Consider the following 17,045-nt stretch of genomic DNA (forward strand, 5'->3'; position numbering starts at 1 on the left):
CCGGCAAACAGGCCGGAGGCGGGAAAGCGCCTCCGGCTCCGCATGACGAGAGACTAGGTTTGCGCCATTGAGTCCGGGCTGGCACAATGGCGCCGTTGTCATTGGGGAGTAGCCATCTTCGGCCCCGCCGAAGAGGCCGCGTCAACAAACTTGAGGAGCTTTCCTCATGGCGCGGTCAGCGGCCGGCATTGCCGGCGCCGCCAAGCGAGACCTTTGGCCACGATGCGTTTGCCGCCGGGCAAGCCGCGTCGTTGCGCCATTGTCCATTCGCTTGCCCGGCCCAAGACCATCCATGCTGTCGACCCTGTTGTTTCTGCTCGGCTTTGCCGTCCTGATCTATCTATCCTGTCAATACTTCGTCAACGCCATCGAATGGTGCGGACGCCACCTGAACCTGGGCGCCAGCGCCGTAGGCACCGTGCTTGCCGCTTTCGGCACCGCCTTGCCGGAGAGCGCGGTGACTTTGACCGCAATGGCCTTTGGCGACACGCCGCAACATAAGGACATCGGCGTCGGCGCGGCCTTGGGCGGACCGCTGGTGCTGGCCACGCTGGCTTACGCGGTGGTGGGCTTTGCCCTGTGGCGCAACCGCAGCCGGCTGGGGCGCGGCGATTATCTGCTGCGCGTCGATCATCGTCGGCTGGCCGGCGACCAGTTGGCCTTCCTGTTCGTCTTCGCCTTGAAGGTGGCGCTGGGTCTGGTGGCCTTCGCCGTCAAGCCCTGGCTGGGCGTATTGTTCCTGGCCGCTTACGCCGCCTATGTCTGGCGCGAGATCCGCAGCGCGGACACCGCGCCGGAAGAGGAGGAGCTGGACGCCTTGAAGCTGCGCGCCGGCGGCGGCCTGGGCTGGGCGGCGGCGCAGGCTTTGTTGGCCCTGACGGTGATCGCGGCGGCGGCGCACGGCTTCGTCGCGCAGTTGGAAGCGCTGGCCGGCCATTGGGGCATGGCGCCGCATTTGGTGGCCTTGTTGTTGAGCCCGGTGGCCACCGAACTGCCGGAGATCATGAACGCGCTGATCTGGCTGCGCCAGGGCAAGGAGCGTTTGGCCTTGGCCAATATTTCCGGAGCCATGATGATTCAGGCGACGATTCCCAGCGCTTTCGGCCTGTTCTTCACCCCGTGGATGTTCGATAGCGTCTTGCTGTGGTCCGGACTGGCCACGATGGCGGCGATTGCCGGGCTGTGGCTGTTGTTCCGCCGCGGCAGCGTGGACGGCCGCTGGCTGCTGGGCGCGGGTGCGGTGTACTTGGTGTTTGCCGGCTGTCTGGTGTGAGAATTTGTTTACGATCTGCTGCGCGTCGGCGATACGGCGTTGAAACCCACTTCGAAATGCTCATGTACCGCATGTACATTCCGCTTTCTCAGCCGGTTTCGCCTTGTCTCGCCTTAGCTCGCGAGATCGTAAGCATGTTCTGAATACTTGTTTACGATCTGCTGCGCGTCGGCGGGATAGTTTAGATAAGGGCGTTGAAACCCGCTTCGAAATGCTCATGTACCGCATGTACATTCCGCTTTCTCAGCGGTTTTCGGCTCGCGAGATCGTAAACAGGCTCTGAGACGGGCTCAGAGCCAGGCCGCCACGCCGCCGTGATGCGAACAGGTGCCGCGCCGATGCTGGCTGAAACTGTAGCTGCCGTCGCGGCAACGCGCGCTGGCGCCGGCCGGCGCTTTGCCGGAACGGGTGTGGGCCGGGCTGTGCACTTCTACGCCGTCGGAGTTGGTGTAGCTGCCGTGTTCCAGCAACTGCTCCTGCGCCGGCGCGCTGGCATGGCGATGGGGGTGCGGGGCCTTGGCCTGAACCGGCGCGGCAAGCAGGGCCAGGCTGAGGCCCAGAAGGCCGGCGATGCGTCGCCAGATCGGCGTACGGAACTGCGCTGGATTTTTCATGTCATTCGATTGTTTAATGAGTCATTAAAGATGCTTGAATCTGTCTATGGTGCTTTGACGCGTCGATTCAATGAATTCAAGCCAAAAAGAATATGCACCTCATTTTAGTTCATTGTCATTGCCGCAGGTAGCGGCAATGCGCATCGGGGGAACTAAACCGCGATGGCCGGCCGCGCCATGGGCTGCGTCGTCATACCGATCTGGGGATGAAACTATGGATTATTTCGCGCAGCGGCGCGCCTTGCTGGCGGCTTTGGCCGCCTCGCCTTTGATTTTGGGTTGTGCGCGTCCGCCGTTGCGAGCGCCGGGCGAAGCGCCGGCGGCGCGGCAGCTGGCGGAGCTGGAACGCAACGCCGGCGGTCGCATCGGCGTGTTCGCGCAAGAGGTGGACAGTGGACGGAGCCTGGCCTATCGCGCCGATGAGCGCTTTCCGATGTGCAGCACTTTCAAGTTGTTGCTGGTGGGAGCCTTATTGCAACGCAGCGCGGCGCAGCCGGACTTGTTGTATCGACATGTCAGTTACCGGCGCGAGCAGTTGATCGACTATTCGCCTATCGCCGAACAGTATGTGGAGCAGGGCATGTCGGTAAAAGACCTGTGCGACGCGGCGATGCGCTTCAGCGACAACACCGCCGCCAATCTGCTGCTGGAGCAACTGGGCGGGCCGCAGGAAGTGAATCGCTTCGCCCGCTCGCTGGGCGATGGCTTGACCCGTCTCGATCGGATTGAGCCGGAGCTGAACCGCGCTGAGCCGGGCGATCCGCGAGACACCACCACGCCGGCGGCGATGACGGCCAATCTGCATGCCTTGCTGTTTTCCCCGCTATTGCCGGAGCGGCAGCGCGGGTTGTTGAACGATTGGCTGCTGGGCAGCACCACCGGCAATCTGCGCATCCGCGCCGGCTTGCCGGCGGAGTGGCGGGTGGGGGACAAGACCGGCAGCGGCGGCCACGGCGCTGCCAACGACGTGGCCGTGGCCTGGCGGCCGGGCAAGTCGCCGTTGTTGCTGTCGGTGTTTTACTGGGGATCGTCGGCGATGATGGACGAGCGAAACGCGGTGATCGCCGCGGTGGCGAGGGTGGCCGCCGCCGAGTTTGCTTGAGCAGCCGCGCGTGGCGGGGAATCCTGCCGGAATGAAAAACGCCGCAACTAAGGTTGCGGCGTTTTTGCGCGCGGCTCGATTGAGCGCTTGAGGTCGGCGCGGACTGCGAGCCGGAGCGTTGAATCACTTTTAGAATGTGTCCACGGTCTCGCGAGCAAGAGTGAGACAAGGCGAAAACCGCTGAGAAAGCGGAATGTACAGTGGATACATGAGCAGTTCGAAACGGCACTCACCGCGTCACGTCTCACAACGCGCGGCAGAGCTTAAGGCAAGCGCGCCGGCTCCACCACGATGCCGGCGCGCAGGCCGGGCTTGACCGTGGGATTGGGAAACAGAATGCGCTCCTCGCCGCCGACGGCCACGTAGCGGTGTTCGCCGTCCTCGGCGATCAGGAAACCATCCGGCAACGCGGTGAAGTTTTCCACGTCGTCGGTCAGATGCAGGCGGAAAGCCTCGCTGTGTTTGACGATGTCGTACTTGGCCTGGAACAGCGGCAGGTCGCCGTCGCGGTAGCCGGGCAGTTCTTGTTCCGGCTCGGACAGCAGCCGGCGCAGCGCCTGGTCGATGCCGGCGAAGCGGGGCAGGTCGTTCTGGCCAAACGGCCGCGCCTTGCCCAGTTCCAGCGTGAAGGCGTCCGCCTGGCAGTGGCGGCTGGTGAAGTAACTGAAGGTGTTGGCCGGCTGGCTGTGCAGCAGCACGGTTTCAACCTGGCAGCTTTTCAGCCAGGCAAGTTGCTCGCGGTTGTGCGGGCGCTCGTGGATATACGGATAGATGGCGAACTTCTCAAACACCGAGCCGCGGATGGCGGTGTGCAGATCGTAATGCCAGCGGCGGCCGCGGGCGGAGGCGAAGAAGTCCGCCGCGGCCTGCTCCAGGCGCGCCGCGCGCGCCGCTTCGCGCGCGCCCGGCTGGCGCGCGTGAGCGCCGTTGAACAGCCGGTTCATGTCGTAATCCAGATAACGCTTGCCCAGCCGCATTGCGTCCAGATTGCCGAAGATCACCAACAGCCGGCAGCGCAGCGTCAGCTTGCCGCCGGCGATATCGGCCAGGATGGCGTTGAGCACCTCTATCGGCGCGGTTTCGTTGCCGTGCACGCCGCTGGACAGCAGCAGGGAATCGTCGGCGGCGTCGGCGGGCTCCAGTTCTACGACGCCGTAGTCCAGCCAGTGCGCCCGCACGCCTGAGTGGAGCAGCCATTCGGCGGAGGCCGAGGAGGCGGGGTTCATGGTCCAGGACAGAAAATCGTGGTGATGCTCGCGCATGGGCTGGCTCGTGCTTGCGGCTAGTGATGACCGGGGCATTGTAACCAGAGCCGGCGCGGCTGGTGGCGGCGCGTGGCGCAGATTTGAAAAAACATGCCGTGTTTGGCTTAAAAGCCTTGTCTGGCGCGGCTTGGCGAGCCCTGTCGCGCTGTGGTTTTTTTAGAGGACGGCTTAGGGGGCTGGGTCACGTTGTTGTTGAATATTTTGGACAAGCCCATTGTCCGAACAACAAGGCCTTCGCCCGGAGAAACGGCCGCTGGCCGGCATGAGGAAAATATAGGGGGCTGTTTTTGCTCAAGCCTTGCCGGACAAGGCTTGCCGGGCTACCCGGCGCGGGCTTGTCGATTAAATTGGACATGCGGATTTTTATACATTTTTTTACTTGTCAAGCAGCGTGATGTTGTTACAATCCGCGCTCGTTTGCAGCTTTGCAAACCTACAATTCAATTGTTTCGCTCCGACATCCCAGGCCCACATAAAAGCTGTTCAGCCCGAAAGCCGCGCACTAAGGAGCGGGGTTATCCATCATAAGGATGCTCCTGCGGCTGGCTCATCGCTTTTTCGGCGGCGGCCTGGGCGCGTCCTTTGGAAATCCCTGTCCACCCACTGCGCGGGGTACAGGGCTTTCCGTCAGTTCTTGAGGGGAAAACTCATGGCTTGGTCTGTGGCTGATAGCCGGGCGTTGTATGGCATCCGGCATTGGGGAGCGGGGTACTTCGACATGGGCGCCAACGGCAATATCGTTGTCCGCCCGAATGTGCGCCAAAACAAGGAAATCGACCTGCATCGCCTGGTGGGCGAGCTGTCCGGCAAAGGCCTGGACCTGCCGCTCTTGGTGCGGTTTCCCGATATTCTGCAAGACCGCGTCACCCGTCTGTGCGCGGCCTTCGACAAGGCCATAGCCGAACAAGGCTACGGCAACCGTTACACCGCCATCTATCCGATCAAGGTCAACCAGCAAGAAGCGGTGGTGAAAAGCATCATCGCCACGCCGGACGTGTCCATCGGCCTGGAAGCCGGCTCCAAGCCGGAACTGATGGCGGTACTGGCGCTGTCGCCCAAGGGCTGCACCATCGTCTGCAACGGCTACAAGGATCGCGACTACATTCGCCTGGCGCTGATGGGCGAGCGCCTGGGCCACCAGGTATTCATCGTTATCGAGAAAGAGTCGGAAGTCGAGCTGGTGATCGATGAATCCCGCAAGCTCGGCATCCGTCCCAATATCGGCATGCGCGTGCGCCTGTCCTCGCTGGCTTCCAGCAAATGGGCGGACACCGGCGGCGAGAAGGGCAAGTTCGGCCTGTCCGCCGGCCAGCTGATTTCCGCCGCGGACAAGCTGACCGCCGCTGGCCTGGCCGATTGCGTGCGCCTGATGCACTTCCACATGGGGTCGCAGATCGCCCATATCGGCGATTACCGCAGCGGCTTCGGCGAAGCCATCCGCTACTTCGCGGAACTGCGCGCGCTGGGCCTGCCCATTGATCACGTGGACGTGGGCGGCGGCCTGGGTGTGGATTACGACGGCACCCATTCCCGCAACGACAGCTCGATCAACTACGACATGGACGAGTACGCGCACGTGATCGTGTCCATGTTGTCCGAATTCTGCGGCGAGAACGGCATTCCGCATCCGCGCATCCTGTCCGAATCCGGCCGCGCGATGACCGCTCACCACGCGGTGCTGATCATGAACGTGACCGATGTGGAGCGCCTGCCGGACGAAGTACCGCAGGTGGACGACCTGGCCGCCTTGTCGCAGCCGGTGCGCAAGCTGTTTGAATTGGTTCAGCTCAACGACGACGATCTGGTCACTGAAATTTACTACCGCGCCAGCCACTATGCGTCGGAAGTGACCGACCTGTACGCCTCCGGCCGCCTGTCGTTGAAGGAAAAAGCGCTGGCGGAAGACGTGCACGCCGCCTTGTGCCGTCGTCTGCACCGCCAGCTGCAAGCCAGCCAGCGTTCGCAGCGTCAAGTGTACGACGAGCTGACCGACCGTCTGGCCGACAAGTACTTCTGCAACTTCTCGGTGTTCCAGAGCCTGCCGGATACTTGGGCCATCGATCAGATTTTGCCGATCACTCCGCTGCACCGCTTGAACGAGCAGCCCACCCGCCGCGCGGTGCTGCAGGACCTGACTTGCGATTCCGACGGCAAGCTCAAGCAGTACGTGGATCAGCAGAGCATTGAATCCAGCCTGTCCGTGCATGAGGTGAAGCAGGGCGACGAGTATCTGATCGCCGTGTTCCTGGTGGGCGCTTACCAGGAAATCCTGGGCGACATGCACAATCTGTTCGGCGACACCGACTCGGTCAACGTCTATGTGCGCGATGGCGGCGAGCTTGAGTTCTCCGGCGTGGAAGAGCACGACACCATCGAAGACATGCTGCGTTACGTGCACCTGTCGCCGGAAGACATCCTCAACCGTTACGAAGCCAAATCGCGCGCGGCGGACCTCAGCAGCGAAGAGCGCAGTTTGTTCTTCGCGGAGTTCTGCCGCGGTCTGAAGCAGTCTTCCTACTTGTCGGTCTGATTCGACTCTCAAGCTGAAACAAAACAGCCGGGCGCATGCCCGGCTGTTTTCGTTGGCGTCGCCTGTGCGCGGACAGACTGTTCTTCAATCGACGAATTTAAGCAATTTCACCTAGCGGTGTCTAAGTTAGTGTTTCTGATGAGGTTTTTGGGTGAGTTTTACGTAGGGCGCGGCTCGTTTTGGGCACGCGCTTGCAATATGGGGAAACCTTGCTAGTTTGAGAAAGCCAATAATTGATTGGCATAAACATGGGGGTTGCCATATGTCTTTCTCTAGCGTTCCTTACTTCATTACCTATAGCCAAAACACCACGCTGGGCATTACCGCCAATGATTCGATGAGCGGTTCCCAACTGTCCTTGCGCGCCATTCAGGGCAACTTCCTCTCGCTGTTCAACATCGACTTCGCCAGCGGCGTGTTGGCGCTGTCCACCAGCGGCAACCAACTGGTGATCGACATTTCCGACCTGTCCAGCGGCAAGCCGTTGGTGCTGCGTCCGTACAACCCGTCCTCGCTCAGCCAGCAATGGGATCTGTTCTCCCGTCCTGGCTTTATCGCCAGCCGTCAAAACCCCAATCTGGTGATCGACAACCAGAGCCGCGGCGGCGTGGGCAGCCTGATCTGGCTGTATGAGTTCAACGCTTCGCCGGCGCAGCAATGGGCGCTCAAACCGCTGACCTCGGCTCAACGCTCGGAGCTGGTGCTGGAAACCGCTGAATAAGCGAAGGGCAAAGATCGCGGCGGCGGGCGCAAAGAGCCTGCTCAAGGTCTCGCGAGCAAGGGCGAAACAAGGCGAAAACGAGCGAAAAAGCGGAATGTACGAGTGGTACATGAGCATTTTGAGCTTGTTTTCAACGCCGTATCGCTGAAGCGCAGCAGACTTTGAACAGGTTCTAAGAACCTGTTTACGATCTTTTTGTGAGCGATAATGGGCGAGTGAAGAGAAAATCCTACCCAAGCGACATTAGTCGAGAAAAGTTTGCTCAGATAGAGCCGCTGCTGCGTGGCGTCCGACGTAACACTAAACCGGTACAGCTGGATCTGTATGAAGTGTTCTGCGCAGTGCTCTATCTTCTGCGCACAGGTTGTCAGTGGCGCTATCTACCGCCTGACTTTCCCAAGTGGCAGAACGTCTATGCGTATTGGCGCAAATGGACCGAACCTGACTTGTACGGCGTAAGCGTGTTGGAGCTGGCATTAAAAAAATCAGGTTGGCGTGGCCCGAGAGAAACTGGGGCGGAACGCCTCAAGCACGCTCTTGATCGTCGACGCGCAGAGCGTGAAGAACACTGATACAGCGGGGTTAAAAGGCTACGACGCGGGTAAGAAAATATCAGGCATCAAACGCCATATCGTAGTGGATACCCAGGGCTTACCGCACGCGGTAGCAGTGACTACAGCGGAGGTGACGGATCGCAAAGGAGCCCTCAAAGCGCTGGCACGTTGCCAGAGTGGGCTCAAGCGGGTGCAAAGCCTGCTGTGCGACAGCGGCTACATAGGTCAGCCCTTTGCGCAGGGAGTGCGGGAGATTCTGGGTGGGTATGTGACGGTACAGATCGCGAAGAGAAGCGAGCTGCATACGTTCAAGGTGATGCCCAAACGATGGATTGTTGAGCGCAGCTTCGCTTGGTTGGAAAAGAGCAGAAGGCTGTGGAAGAACTGCGAGCGGAAGCTGAATACTAGCTTGCAGTTCATCCACTTGGCTTTCTTGGCTCTATTGCTCCGGAGATCGTAAACAGGCTCTAAGGCCCGTCGCCGCTTTTTGGGTTCATGCAAGGAGCAAGAGATGGGTTTCAGCAGCACTTCGTATTTCATCACCTCGGCCTATTTCCCGGATTACGCCATTGTGGCCGACGATTCGATCAAGGGCGCTCGGCTTAGCCTGCAGCCGTTCCAGAACAATTTCGCCGCTTTGTTCAATATCGACTTCGACCGAGGCTTGTTCGCGCTGGCCACCAGCGGCAATCAATTGGTGATCGCCGCCAATGAAGCGGCCGATGGTTCGCCGTTGCAGTTGGACCTGTTGCCGGAACCGGCCTTGCCCAATCAGCGCTGGGATGTGTTTTCGCAGCCGGGCAATATCGTCAGCCTGGCGGATCGTTCCCTGGCTTTTGGCTTCGGCATGGAAAAAATCTTTCCGCCGACGCTGCGCTTGCGCAAACTGCATCCCGGCCGGCCGCCGATGTGGATTCTGCGGCCGATGACGATGCCCAGCGCCTGAGTCCCCGCCATCCGCCGGGCGGGGCTTGGCCGCGGCGCGGCGGCCTCTTCAAGAGCGCAGCAACTGCTCGCGCACCCAGACGGCGGCCATGCCCAGCGGCCGCCTCCGCGACCACACCAGATCAATGTGGCGCGACTTGGGCCAGCCCGGCGCGCGCAGCTCGCGGAGCCGCTCCGCGCCGAAGGAGTCCGCTAGCCAGCGCGGCAGCTCGGCCCAGCCCGCGCCCAGAATCGCCATCTCCAGCAGCATCAGATAGCTGGGCGCGAACCAGCAGCGCCGGCTCATGGTTTCCGGTTTGCTTTCGGTATAGGTGTTGAGCCGCAGTTCGCGGTGGCGGCTCAGCGCCTGCCGGTCCACCTGTTCCAGCGCCGCCAGCGGATGGCTGCGCGCCACGTACAGAGCCACTTCGCTAACCTCGCCCAGCGTGGCGTGGCCGATATCGGCCGGGTACTGCTTCTGCGCCGCCATGCAGCCCAGGTGCGCGCGTCCTGTCTGGATCAAATCCAACACGTCGTCCTGTTCGCCCACCAGGCATTCCAGTTCCAGCGCCTCGAAGTTCTGTTCCAGTTGTCGCGTCACTTCCTGAAAACGCGAAGACTGATACGTGTCCGACAGCACCAGGGTCAGCCGCGGCTCCAGCCCGGCGTTCAGCAACTGCGCCTGCTGGTTCAATTCATCGCCAATCGCCAGCATCTGCCGCGCGTAGCCCAGCAGATGGCGGCCGGCCTGGGTCAGCGCCGGCTGGCGGCTGCCGCGGTCGAACAGCTGCACCGCCAGGTCTATCTCCAGATTGGCGATGGCCTCGCTGATGGTGGATTGGCTCTTGCCCAGCCGCCGCGCCGCGGCGGAAAACGAACCCAGTTCGGCGGCGTTGGCAAACGCCGCCAGCGCGTCTAGCGACATGCTCATATCGGTTTCTCCGATTCAACCTATCTTTATCCTATCCGAAAAACCAATAAAAATCGCGTCATTGACCTGCAAACCACGTCGCGGAGCCCGCTATGGGCGAATCGCGGCGGTTAAAGGAGATGTGATGCAAACCAAGAAATCCTGGCTGGAACGCGCTTTCTACGCCATCGCTTATGAATTGTGCGCCGTCATGCTGCTGATGCTGATGGCCAGCTGGCTGCTGAGCCAGGACACCGCGCAGATCGGAGTGCTGGCCTTGATGATGACCACGGTGGCGATGTCGTGGAACATCGTATTCAACGCCTTGTTCGAGCGGCTGGAACGGCTGCGCGGCTGGGTCCGCACACCGGCGCTGCGCGTAGTGCACGCGCTGTTGTTCGAAGGCGGGCTGGTGGTGTTGTTGGTGCCGCTGGTGGCCTGGTGGCTGGAGGTCAGCTACTGGCAAGCCTTCCTGCTGGATATCGGTTTTTTCCTGTTCTTCCTGCCTTACACCTTTGTTTTCAACTGGCTGTACGACGGACTGCGCGCCAGCCTGTTGCGCCGCCTGAGCCGCGCCCGCGCGGGCATGGCTTAATGTATCGGTTTTGTCGATGGTTATTATTTTTTAACCATCCGAAAAACCAATCAGAATGGCGACTATCTTGACGTTCACGATCTTGCGGACCACGGCGAGACAAGGCTTTGCGGCCGAGACAGCGGAATGCGCGAGCGCTTCATGCGCGTTTCGAAGCAGTCTTCAAAGCCTCTGTCCAACAATCCCGCCGACGCGTGGCGGATCGTGAACAAATTCTTTAAACGGTCATGATTGGGAAATAATATGAACAAACAGAAATCCTGGCTGGAACGCGGCTTCCACGCCGTGATGTACGAGCTGTGCGCAATGGCCCTGCTGGTGCCGTTGGCCTCCTTGGTGATGGAGCAAAGCCTGCTGCATATGGGCGCGCTGGCCTTCATGATGTCCACCGCGGCCATGATGTGGAACGTGGTGTTCAATATGCTGTTCGACCGTCTGGAAGCGGCGATGGGCTGGAGCCGCACCGTGGGCGTGCGCACCTTGCACGCGCTGATGTTCGAAGGCGGGCTGGTGATCATGCTGGTGCCCTTGGCGGCTTGGTGGCTGAACGTCAGTTACTGGCAGGCTTTCCTGCTGGATTTGGGCTTCTTCGCCTTCTTCCTGCCTTACACTTATATTTTCAACTGGCTGTACGACTCGCTGCGCGCCAAACTGCGCATGCGCGGCGGCAAGCCGTGCGCTGAACTGGAGTCTTGAATGAAAATCTGGTTGTTCCTGGCCGTCGCCATCGTCAGCGAGGTGATCGCCACCTCCTCGCTGAAAGCGTCGGAAGGCTTTACCCGCCTGGGCCCGTCCTTGCTCACCGGCGCCGGCTATCTGCTGGCCTTCTACATGCTGTCGCTGACCCTGCGCCAGATTCCAGTGGGCGTGGCGTATGCGCTGTGGTCCGGCGTAGGCATCGTGCTGGTCTCCATCGTGGGCTGGGTGCTCTACGGCCAGAAGCTGGATGCGCCGGCCATGATTGGCATGGGCTTGATCGTGGCCGGGGTGTTGGTGATGAATTTGATGTCCAAATCAGTGGCGCATTGAGTCGGCCCCGTTCTTGGCCCGCGCGGCGGAAGAGGGCGGAACGCAAAAACCGGCCGGGATTCCCGGCCGGTTTTGTTTTGCGCCTTGGACGCGGCTTAGTGCGTCTTGGGGTTTTGATAGACCGGCTTGCCGGCCAACCAGGTTTGATGTACCCGGATGTCGCGCAGCGAGCCGGCCGGCACCGCCGGGTCCAGCGGGTCCTGTTCCAGAATGGCCAGGTCCGCCAGTTTGCCCGGTTCCAGCGAGCCGACAATGTGGTCCATATGGCACTGCCAGGCCGCGTCCAGCGTCACCGCGCGCAGCGCGGAGAGGCGGTCCAGGCATTCCGCCGGGTTCAGCGGCTGCCGCTCCGGGTCCGCCTCCATCACGCGCGTCACCGCCTGCTCCATCATTCGCAGCGTGCCCAGCGGCGACACGAAGTGGTCCGAATGCAGGCTGATGCGCAGGCCGGCCTTGAGCGCGGACTGACAGCGGTCCAGCATCTGGGCGCGATCGCGGCCCAGGATGGTGGTCTTGAACACCTGGCCCCAGTAACCGACGTGGCCGATCAGGAAGCTGGGCGACAGCTTCAGCCGCGCCATGGTGGCGATGCTGGCATCGCTCAGCAGCGATGCGTGTTCGATGCGCGAGCGCAGCGCCAGCTTGGAATTGGGCGCGCCGTCCTTGGCGTTTTCGTCGTATAGCGCCAGTTCGAAGGCGGCCAGCACGTAATCCACCGCCTGATCGCCGTTGGCGTGCACCAGTACCGGCCAGCCGGCGTTCAGCGCGCGCTGCAACTGGGCGGCGAAGGTGATGGGCGGCTCGAAGTTGAACAGGCCGCGTGGAGAGACATTGGGCACGTGGTGCTCATCCGCGCAGCAATAGTCTTGCGATTGATAGCCGGTCAGGCCCTGATTGGAACCGTCGGCAATCAGCTTGAGCGCGCGGATGCTGAAGCGGTCGTCGTCGTGCGGAATGTGATTGGGTTGGAAGGTGTGCAACCACTGCTCTTGCAGCCAGTCCTGGTTGGAGTACAGCGCCGCGCCGATGCGCACCGGCGCCAGCGGGCTTTGGGCGAAGGCGCGCAGCAGCGTGATTTCCAACTGGCCCATGGCGGCGCCCAAGCCGGCGTCAAACAACGTGGTCATGCCTCTGGACGCGGCCTCGTGCAAGATTTCCTGCAGCTTGCTCAGCAAGTGCGGAGCGGCCAGGCCGGGAATCACCGCCAGTACCTTGCCGATGTCGGCCTCGGTGGTGACCCCCTTGGAGTCAGGGTCCAGGCCGGCCAGCTTCATCGCTGGGGAGTTGGCGTAACCCAGGTGGCCGGAGGCGTTGATCAGGAAGATGGGCGTCTCGGTGCTGATCTGGTCCAGAAAGGGCTGATCCGGCTCCTGCCATTTCGTCATCAGCGAGGGGTCCACGCCAAAGCCGGTGAGCCATTGCTGCGTGTCGGCGCGCGTGTGGCCGTGCCGGGCGGTCAGCTCGTTGCGCAGCTTCTCAGCAACCCAGCCCAGATTGTAGCCCGGGCGCAGAATCTGATCCTCGAAGGGACTCAGATTGACCCAGTTGCGGTACAACGCGCTGGGCAGGATGTGCACATGCGGGTCCACCATGCCCGGCAGCAGAGTCTTGCCGCGCAAATCAATCCGCTCGGCGCGCGGTTGGGCTTGCATATCGGCCTCCACCTGCCGCAGGCTGCCCACCGACACCACCTTGCCGTGAGCGACGCCCAGCGCTTCCACCCGGCCAGACTGTCCACCTTGCAGCGTGTAGATCGGGCCGCCGTGGAAAATGGCCGCGTCCTGGTGCAGCGCCAGCTTGGCGCGCTCGGCGGCGACGCGGATCAGGCCGGACAGGCTTTCGGTCCAGTTGTGATGTTGCAAGGCGTCCAGCTGGGTGGACAGCCGGGGCAGCGTGCAGCACGCGCAGCCGGGTTGATGGGGTAGGGACATGGGCGCTCCTGTGCATGGCATCGGTACTGCGCGGCGACGCCGCGCACTGAGAGCCTGTACAAAGTCTGCTGCGCTTCAGCGATACGGCGTTGAAAGCGGCTTCGAAATGCTCATGTACCACTTGTACATTCCGCTTTCTCAGCCGTTTTCGCCTTGTCTCGCCCTTGGCTCGCGAGACTTTGAACAGGCCCTGCGCGAATTGTATGCCGATGGCAAGACGGAGAGGCTGACAAAAGCTGAGCAAGGTTCTGCCTGCGCCGGGCCCTTGCGACGCAGCGCGCCTCAGGCCGGCGGCGCGGATTCCGTCGCGCAACCCAGCTTGGCGTGCAGATACACCGGCGCGCCGGAACGCCAGGTCTGCAGCACCGCGATATCGCGCAGATTGCTCACCGCCGGGTCCAGCGGGTCCTGCTCAAGCACCACCAAGTCTGCCAGTTTGCCCGGCTCCAGCGAACCGACGATATGGTCCATATGACATTGCCAGGCGGCGTCCAGCGTTACCGCGCGCAGCGCGCTGAGCCGGTCCAGCCGCTCCGCCGGGTTCAGCGCCGGCTTGCCGCCGGCCTGTTCCGGCGCCGCCTCCATCACGCGGAAAATCGCCTGCTCCATCATGCGCAGGCCGCCCAGCGGGGTGACGAAGTGATCGGAGTGCAGGCTGATGCGCAGGCCGGCGCGCTTGGCGGACAGGCAGCGGTCCAACAGCTTGGCGCGGGCCTCGCCCAGAATGGTTTGCTGGAAGGCGCGGCCCCAATAGCCGACGTGGCCGATCAAAAAACTGGGCGAAAGCTGAAGCTGCGCCATCTGGGAGATGTGCTCGTCGGTCAAGAGCGAAGCGTGCTCGATGCGATGGCGCAGCCGCGTGCCGGCGCAATCCGGCCGCAGCGGCGCGGAAGGGTGGTTGAGCGCGTGCTCGTAAGCCTGCAGCACCTCGTCGATGGCGCGGTCGCCGTTGGCGTGCACCATGGCCGGCCAGCCGTGCTCCACCGCCTGCCGCAAATGCGGAGCGAAGGCGCTGGGCGGGCGGAAATTGAACAGCCCGGTGGCCGGTACATTGGGCACCTGGTGTTCCGGATAGCATTTGTAGGCCTCGGTCTGAAAACCGGTCAGCCCTTGGTTGGAGCCGTCCGACACCAGCTTCAGCGCCTTGATGCTGAAGCGCTTGTCCTCCATGCCGTCCAGGTCCGGGCGGAACAAGCGCGTCCACTCGTCCATCTGCCGGGTTTCGTTGGAAAACAGCGCGGCGGCGATGCGCACCGGGTTCAGCGCGGTCTGGGCCACCAAGTCCAGCAGCAAGACCTCGAACAGCCCTTTGCCGGACCCCAGGCCGGCGTCGAACAACGTGGTATTGCCCATCTTGGCCGCGCCGTGCAGCACCTGGCTGATGCTGGAAAGCAAGGCGGCCGGGGACGGGGAGGGCAGCGCGGGCATCATCTGCAGCACCTGCTCCTCCACCAGCACCCCCTTGCATTCCGGACTGATGCCGGCCTTGGCCAGCGCCGGCGCGTTGGCGTAGCCGATGTGGCCGGAAGCGTTCATCAGGAAAATCGGGAGCTTGTCGCCAAACTGGGCGAACCAGTCCAGGTCCGGTTCGGTCCAGGTCCGCATCAGCGAAGGATCCAGGCCGAAGCCCAACACCCAGGCCGTGCCGTCCTTGGCCTTTTGCTGTTTTTTGGGATCGGCCAGCGCCGCGCGCACCGTGCTTTCCACGCCGGCAATGCCGTAATCCGGCGTCAGCGTTTGGCCGGAGAACGCGCCCACGTACTGCCAGGACGAAAACAGCGCGCTGGGCAGGATGTGCATGTGGGGATCGACGAAACCGGGCAGCAAGGTGGCGCCTTCCAGCGACATCTCCTCCGGTTTTTTATGCCCGGCGGCGGGCATGGCCTGCCGCACCTCCTCGCGTGAACCGGTAGCCACGATGCGGCCCTTGGCGATGCCGATGGCGTCCACCGTCTGCCGCCCGCTGCTGGCCAAGGTATGAATGGAGCCGCCGTAAATGATCAGCGTCTGAGGCGGCGAGGCCGGCAGCAAATGTTTTTCCTGCTGGCGGATCAGCCGCTTGGCCTCGTCCTGCCAGTCGGGCTGCTCGGACAGCTCATCGTGCAACTGAGCCAACAAAGGAAGAGTGCAGCAGGCGCAGCCTGGTCCGTGCGGATGATGATGGCTCATGGCGGATGTCCGGTTGAAACGCCGGCTCCGGAGGAAGCGCGGGGCCGCGCGGAAGGAACGGAAAAAGCGATGTCATTATAGGCGGCGTCCCGGCGCAAACAAACGGCGAACTGGCCATTCGGGCGGGGGTCGTCAAGAGCGGGGTAAAGCGGCAAAGCGCCGGCTATGACGCTCTTCAGCCGCCGCACACCTGATTGCGGCCGTGTTGCTTGGCGTGATACAGCCGCTCGTCCGCCAGCTTCAGCAGCCGGCTGACCTCCGGCATGTCCGACGCCGCCACGCCAATGCTCACCGTATAGCGCAGCCCGCCCTTGGCGGTGGTCAGGATACAGCCCTCTATCGCCAGGCGCAGGCTCTCCAGCCGGCACACCATGTCCAGCTCAATGGGGCTGGGGCTGAGAATCACAAACTCCTCGCCGCCAAAGCGCGCCACAATGCCGTCCGGGAAAAACTGCTCCATCAGCCGCGCGGTGTTGCAGATCACCTGATCGCCCACATCGTGGCCGTACTGATCGTTCACCCGCTTGAAGTGGTCGATATCCAGCACCGCCACCCCGTAGCCGTTCTTCAATTGCATCACCTGCTCAAAAAAATGCCGGCGGTTGGATAAATTGGTCAGCGGGTCGCGGTCCGCGGTTTCCTTCAGGGATTCCAGGTTCTCCACAAACTCCACATTGCGAGTGACGCGGCAGAAAAACTCCTCAAAATTAAACGGCTTTTGCAGAAAGTCGTCCGCCCCCGCCTTGATGAAGCGCGTGGTCATGGTGGGGTCCTGGTTGCCGGAAATGCCGATGATGGCCAGGCGGTCGTGATCCAGAAAGCGGCGTATCGTGCTGGTCATGCGCACCCCGTCCATGCCCGGCATATCGTTGTCGCTCAGCACCAGCTTGATGTGCTTGTCGCGGTGCAAAATCTCCAGCGCCTGCTTGGCGTCCTCCGCCTCCAGCACCTGATAACGGTGGCGCTCCAGGTTCTCGCGCAGAAACTGGCGGTAAGACGCGGAATCGTCCACCACCAGCACCTTGATGCCCGGGTTCTTGCGAATACGGGTCAGCATCCGCATCACATAATCAAAGGCCGCCGGGCTTTCCTTGCTCACGTAATCCACCACCGGCAGTTGCAAGATGCGGTCGCGCACCTCGCCGTCGTTGCGCGAAGTCAGCACGATGGTGGGAATGGCCTGCTGGAACAACAGCGGCAAATGCTCGCCGGCGGGCGAATCCGGCAAGTTGTAATCCGCCACCGCGGCCAGGAAATGCTGACCGGACGTCAGCGCCTCGCGCACCTCCGGCAGCGAGCACACCGGTAGCGGCGATAGGCCGATTTCCTCCACCATGCGGCACAAGGGGCGGATCAACACCATGCTGTCTTCAATCACCAAAACGCGCGTTTCTTCGCTCATCGTCCGCTTATCCCTTGCCTACCGCC

15 protein-coding genes and 1 riboswitch are annotated in these 17,045 nt (G+C 62.2%); of the genes, 9 read left to right on the forward strand and 6 right to left on the reverse strand.

The genetic code is table 11. From position 1 onward, the window contains the following. Positions 1-91 precede the first annotated feature (91 nt). Positions 92-236, forward strand: a riboswitch (yybP-ykoY riboswitch). A gap of 56 nt (positions 237-292) precedes the next feature. Then, a complete protein-coding gene (locus tag GYH29_RS09255) occupies positions 293-1,273 on the forward strand; it encodes a sodium:calcium antiporter (protein ID WP_043592178.1) in 981 nt (326 codons plus the stop codon). Positions 1,274-1,563: 290 nt separating this feature from the next. Here the strand turns inward: GYH29_RS09255 and GYH29_RS09260 are convergent, their stop codons facing one another. After that, positions 1,564-1,887, reverse strand: a complete 324-nt coding sequence (locus GYH29_RS09260) for a DUF3761 domain-containing protein (protein WP_019100319.1) — start codon at positions 1,885-1,887, stop codon at positions 1,564-1,566. A gap of 214 nt (positions 1,888-2,101) precedes the next feature. Here GYH29_RS09260 and bla point away from each other — a divergent pair, with 214 nt between their 5' ends. Then, positions 2,102-2,989: a class A beta-lactamase gene (gene bla, locus GYH29_RS09265; protein ID WP_019100318.1), complete on the forward strand. Its 888-nt coding sequence runs from the start codon at positions 2,102-2,104 to the stop codon at positions 2,987-2,989. Between the two features lie 263 nt (positions 2,990-3,252). On the opposite strand, the gene astE is transcribed toward bla, so the two are convergent. Beyond that, positions 3,253-4,251, reverse strand: coding sequence for a succinylglutamate desuccinylase (gene astE / locus GYH29_RS09270; RefSeq protein WP_161523584.1), 999 nt, complete (start codon positions 4,249-4,251; stop codon positions 3,253-3,255). A 652-nt stretch (positions 4,252-4,903) separates the two neighbouring features. On the opposite strand from astE, the gene speA reads away from it, so the two are divergent. The 4 genes from speA to GYH29_RS09290 all read left to right on the forward strand — a co-directional run bounded on the left by speA (position 4,904) and on the right by GYH29_RS09290 (position 9,005). Then, positions 4,904-6,784 (forward strand): arginine decarboxylase, encoded by a 1,881-nt coding sequence (speA, locus tag GYH29_RS09275; protein ID WP_039755142.1) that lies wholly within the window; start codon positions 4,904-4,906, stop codon positions 6,782-6,784. A gap of 262 nt (positions 6,785-7,046) precedes the next feature. Continuing rightward, positions 7,047-7,505: an RICIN domain-containing protein gene (locus GYH29_RS09280; RefSeq protein WP_019101827.1), complete on the forward strand. Its 459-nt coding sequence runs from the start codon at positions 7,047-7,049 to the stop codon at positions 7,503-7,505. A gap of 215 nt (positions 7,506-7,720) precedes the next feature. Further along, positions 7,721-8,519, forward strand: a protein-coding gene (locus GYH29_RS09285) for an IS5 family transposase (RefSeq protein ID WP_161523837.1) whose coding sequence is annotated in 2 segments (ribosomal slippage) — positions 7,721-7,984 and positions 7,986-8,519 — 798 coding nt in all. Because the reading frame shifts where the segments join, the coding sequence is not laid out codon by codon here. 51 nt (positions 8,520-8,570) lie between these two features. Further along, positions 8,571-9,005 (forward strand): hypothetical protein, encoded by a 435-nt coding sequence (locus tag GYH29_RS09290; RefSeq protein WP_019101826.1) that lies wholly within the window; start codon positions 8,571-8,573, stop codon positions 9,003-9,005. Positions 9,006-9,053: 48 nt separating this feature from the next. On the opposite strand, the gene GYH29_RS09295 is transcribed toward GYH29_RS09290, so the two are convergent. Beyond that, a complete protein-coding gene (locus GYH29_RS09295) occupies positions 9,054-9,914 on the reverse strand; it encodes a LysR family transcriptional regulator (RefSeq protein ID WP_019101825.1) in 861 nt (286 codons plus the stop codon). Between the two features lie 124 nt (positions 9,915-10,038). On the opposite strand from GYH29_RS09295, the gene GYH29_RS09300 reads away from it, so the two are divergent. The 3 genes from GYH29_RS09300 (at position 10,039) to GYH29_RS09310 (ending at position 11,517) form a co-directional block, all read left to right on the forward strand. Continuing rightward, positions 10,039-10,488 carry a multidrug/biocide efflux PACE transporter gene (locus GYH29_RS09300; protein WP_019101824.1) on the forward strand — a complete coding sequence of 150 codons (450 nt, stop codon included), beginning with the start codon at positions 10,039-10,041 and terminating at the stop codon, positions 10,486-10,488. A gap of 243 nt (positions 10,489-10,731) precedes the next feature. Continuing rightward, the gene (locus GYH29_RS09305; RefSeq protein ID WP_019101823.1) at positions 10,732-11,184 is read left to right on the forward strand and encodes a multidrug/biocide efflux PACE transporter; all 453 of its coding nucleotides are present in this window, start codon (positions 10,732-10,734) and stop codon (positions 11,182-11,184) included. Beyond that, positions 11,185-11,517, forward strand: a complete 333-nt coding sequence (locus tag GYH29_RS09310) for a DMT family transporter (protein WP_019101822.1) — start codon at positions 11,185-11,187, stop codon at positions 11,515-11,517. It abuts the gene before it with no gap. Between the two features lie 95 nt (positions 11,518-11,612). Here the strand turns inward: GYH29_RS09310 and GYH29_RS09315 are convergent, their stop codons facing one another. From GYH29_RS09315 to GYH29_RS09325, 3 genes are all read right to left on the reverse strand, one after another. Next, a complete protein-coding gene (locus GYH29_RS09315) occupies positions 11,613-13,448 on the reverse strand; it encodes an amidohydrolase (RefSeq protein WP_107732212.1) in 1,836 nt (611 codons plus the stop codon). Positions 13,449-13,730: 282 nt separating this feature from the next. Then, positions 13,731-15,617: an amidohydrolase gene (locus GYH29_RS09320; RefSeq protein ID WP_161523585.1), complete on the reverse strand. Its 1,887-nt coding sequence runs from the start codon at positions 15,615-15,617 to the stop codon at positions 13,731-13,733. Positions 15,618-15,792: 175 nt separating this feature from the next. Continuing rightward, positions 15,793-17,019 carry a diguanylate cyclase gene (locus GYH29_RS09325; RefSeq protein WP_019101819.1) on the reverse strand — a complete coding sequence of 409 codons (1,227 nt, stop codon included), beginning with the start codon at positions 17,017-17,019 and terminating at the stop codon, positions 15,793-15,795. Positions 17,020-17,045: the final 26 nt, after the last annotated feature.

This window comes from Chromobacterium haemolyticum (assembly GCF_009936155.1).
GTDB classification, from domain to species: domain Bacteria; phylum Pseudomonadota; class Gammaproteobacteria; order Burkholderiales; family Chromobacteriaceae; genus Chromobacterium; species Chromobacterium haemolyticum.

Coding starts and splice junctions, on each gene's coding strand:
- bla (WP_019100318.1), top strand. CDS start 2,102: ATGGATTATTTCGCGCAGCGGCGCGCCTTGCTGGCGGCTTTGGCCGCC.
- GYH29_RS09310 (WP_019101822.1), top strand. CDS start 11,185: ATGAAAATCTGGTTGTTCCTGGCCGTCGCCATCGTCAGCGAGGTGATC.
- GYH29_RS09255 (WP_043592178.1), top strand. CDS start 293: ATGCTGTCGACCCTGTTGTTTCTGCTCGGCTTTGCCGTCCTGATCTAT.
- GYH29_RS09300 (WP_019101824.1), top strand. CDS start 10,039: ATGCAAACCAAGAAATCCTGGCTGGAACGCGCTTTCTACGCCATCGCT.
- GYH29_RS09290 (WP_019101826.1), top strand. CDS start 8,571: ATGGGTTTCAGCAGCACTTCGTATTTCATCACCTCGGCCTATTTCCCG.
- GYH29_RS09320 (WP_161523585.1), bottom strand. CDS start 15,617: ATGAGCCATCATCATCCGCACGGACCAGGCTGCGCCTGCTGCACTCTT.
- GYH29_RS09315 (WP_107732212.1), bottom strand. CDS start 13,448: ATGTCCCTACCCCATCAACCCGGCTGCGCGTGCTGCACGCTGCCCCGG.
- GYH29_RS09305 (WP_019101823.1), top strand. CDS start 10,732: ATGAACAAACAGAAATCCTGGCTGGAACGCGGCTTCCACGCCGTGATG.
- GYH29_RS09325 (WP_019101819.1), bottom strand. CDS start 17,019: ATGAGCGAAGAAACGCGCGTTTTGGTGATTGAAGACAGCATGGTGTTG.
- speA (WP_039755142.1), top strand. CDS start 4,904: ATGGCTTGGTCTGTGGCTGATAGCCGGGCGTTGTATGGCATCCGGCAT.
- GYH29_RS09280 (WP_019101827.1), top strand. CDS start 7,047: ATGTCTTTCTCTAGCGTTCCTTACTTCATTACCTATAGCCAAAACACC.
- astE (WP_161523584.1), bottom strand. CDS start 4,251: ATGCGCGAGCATCACCACGATTTTCTGTCCTGGACCATGAACCCCGCC.
- GYH29_RS09260 (WP_019100319.1), bottom strand. CDS start 1,887: ATGAAAAATCCAGCGCAGTTCCGTACGCCGATCTGGCGACGCATCGCC.
- GYH29_RS09295 (WP_019101825.1), bottom strand. CDS start 9,914: ATGAGCATGTCGCTAGACGCGCTGGCGGCGTTTGCCAACGCCGCCGAA.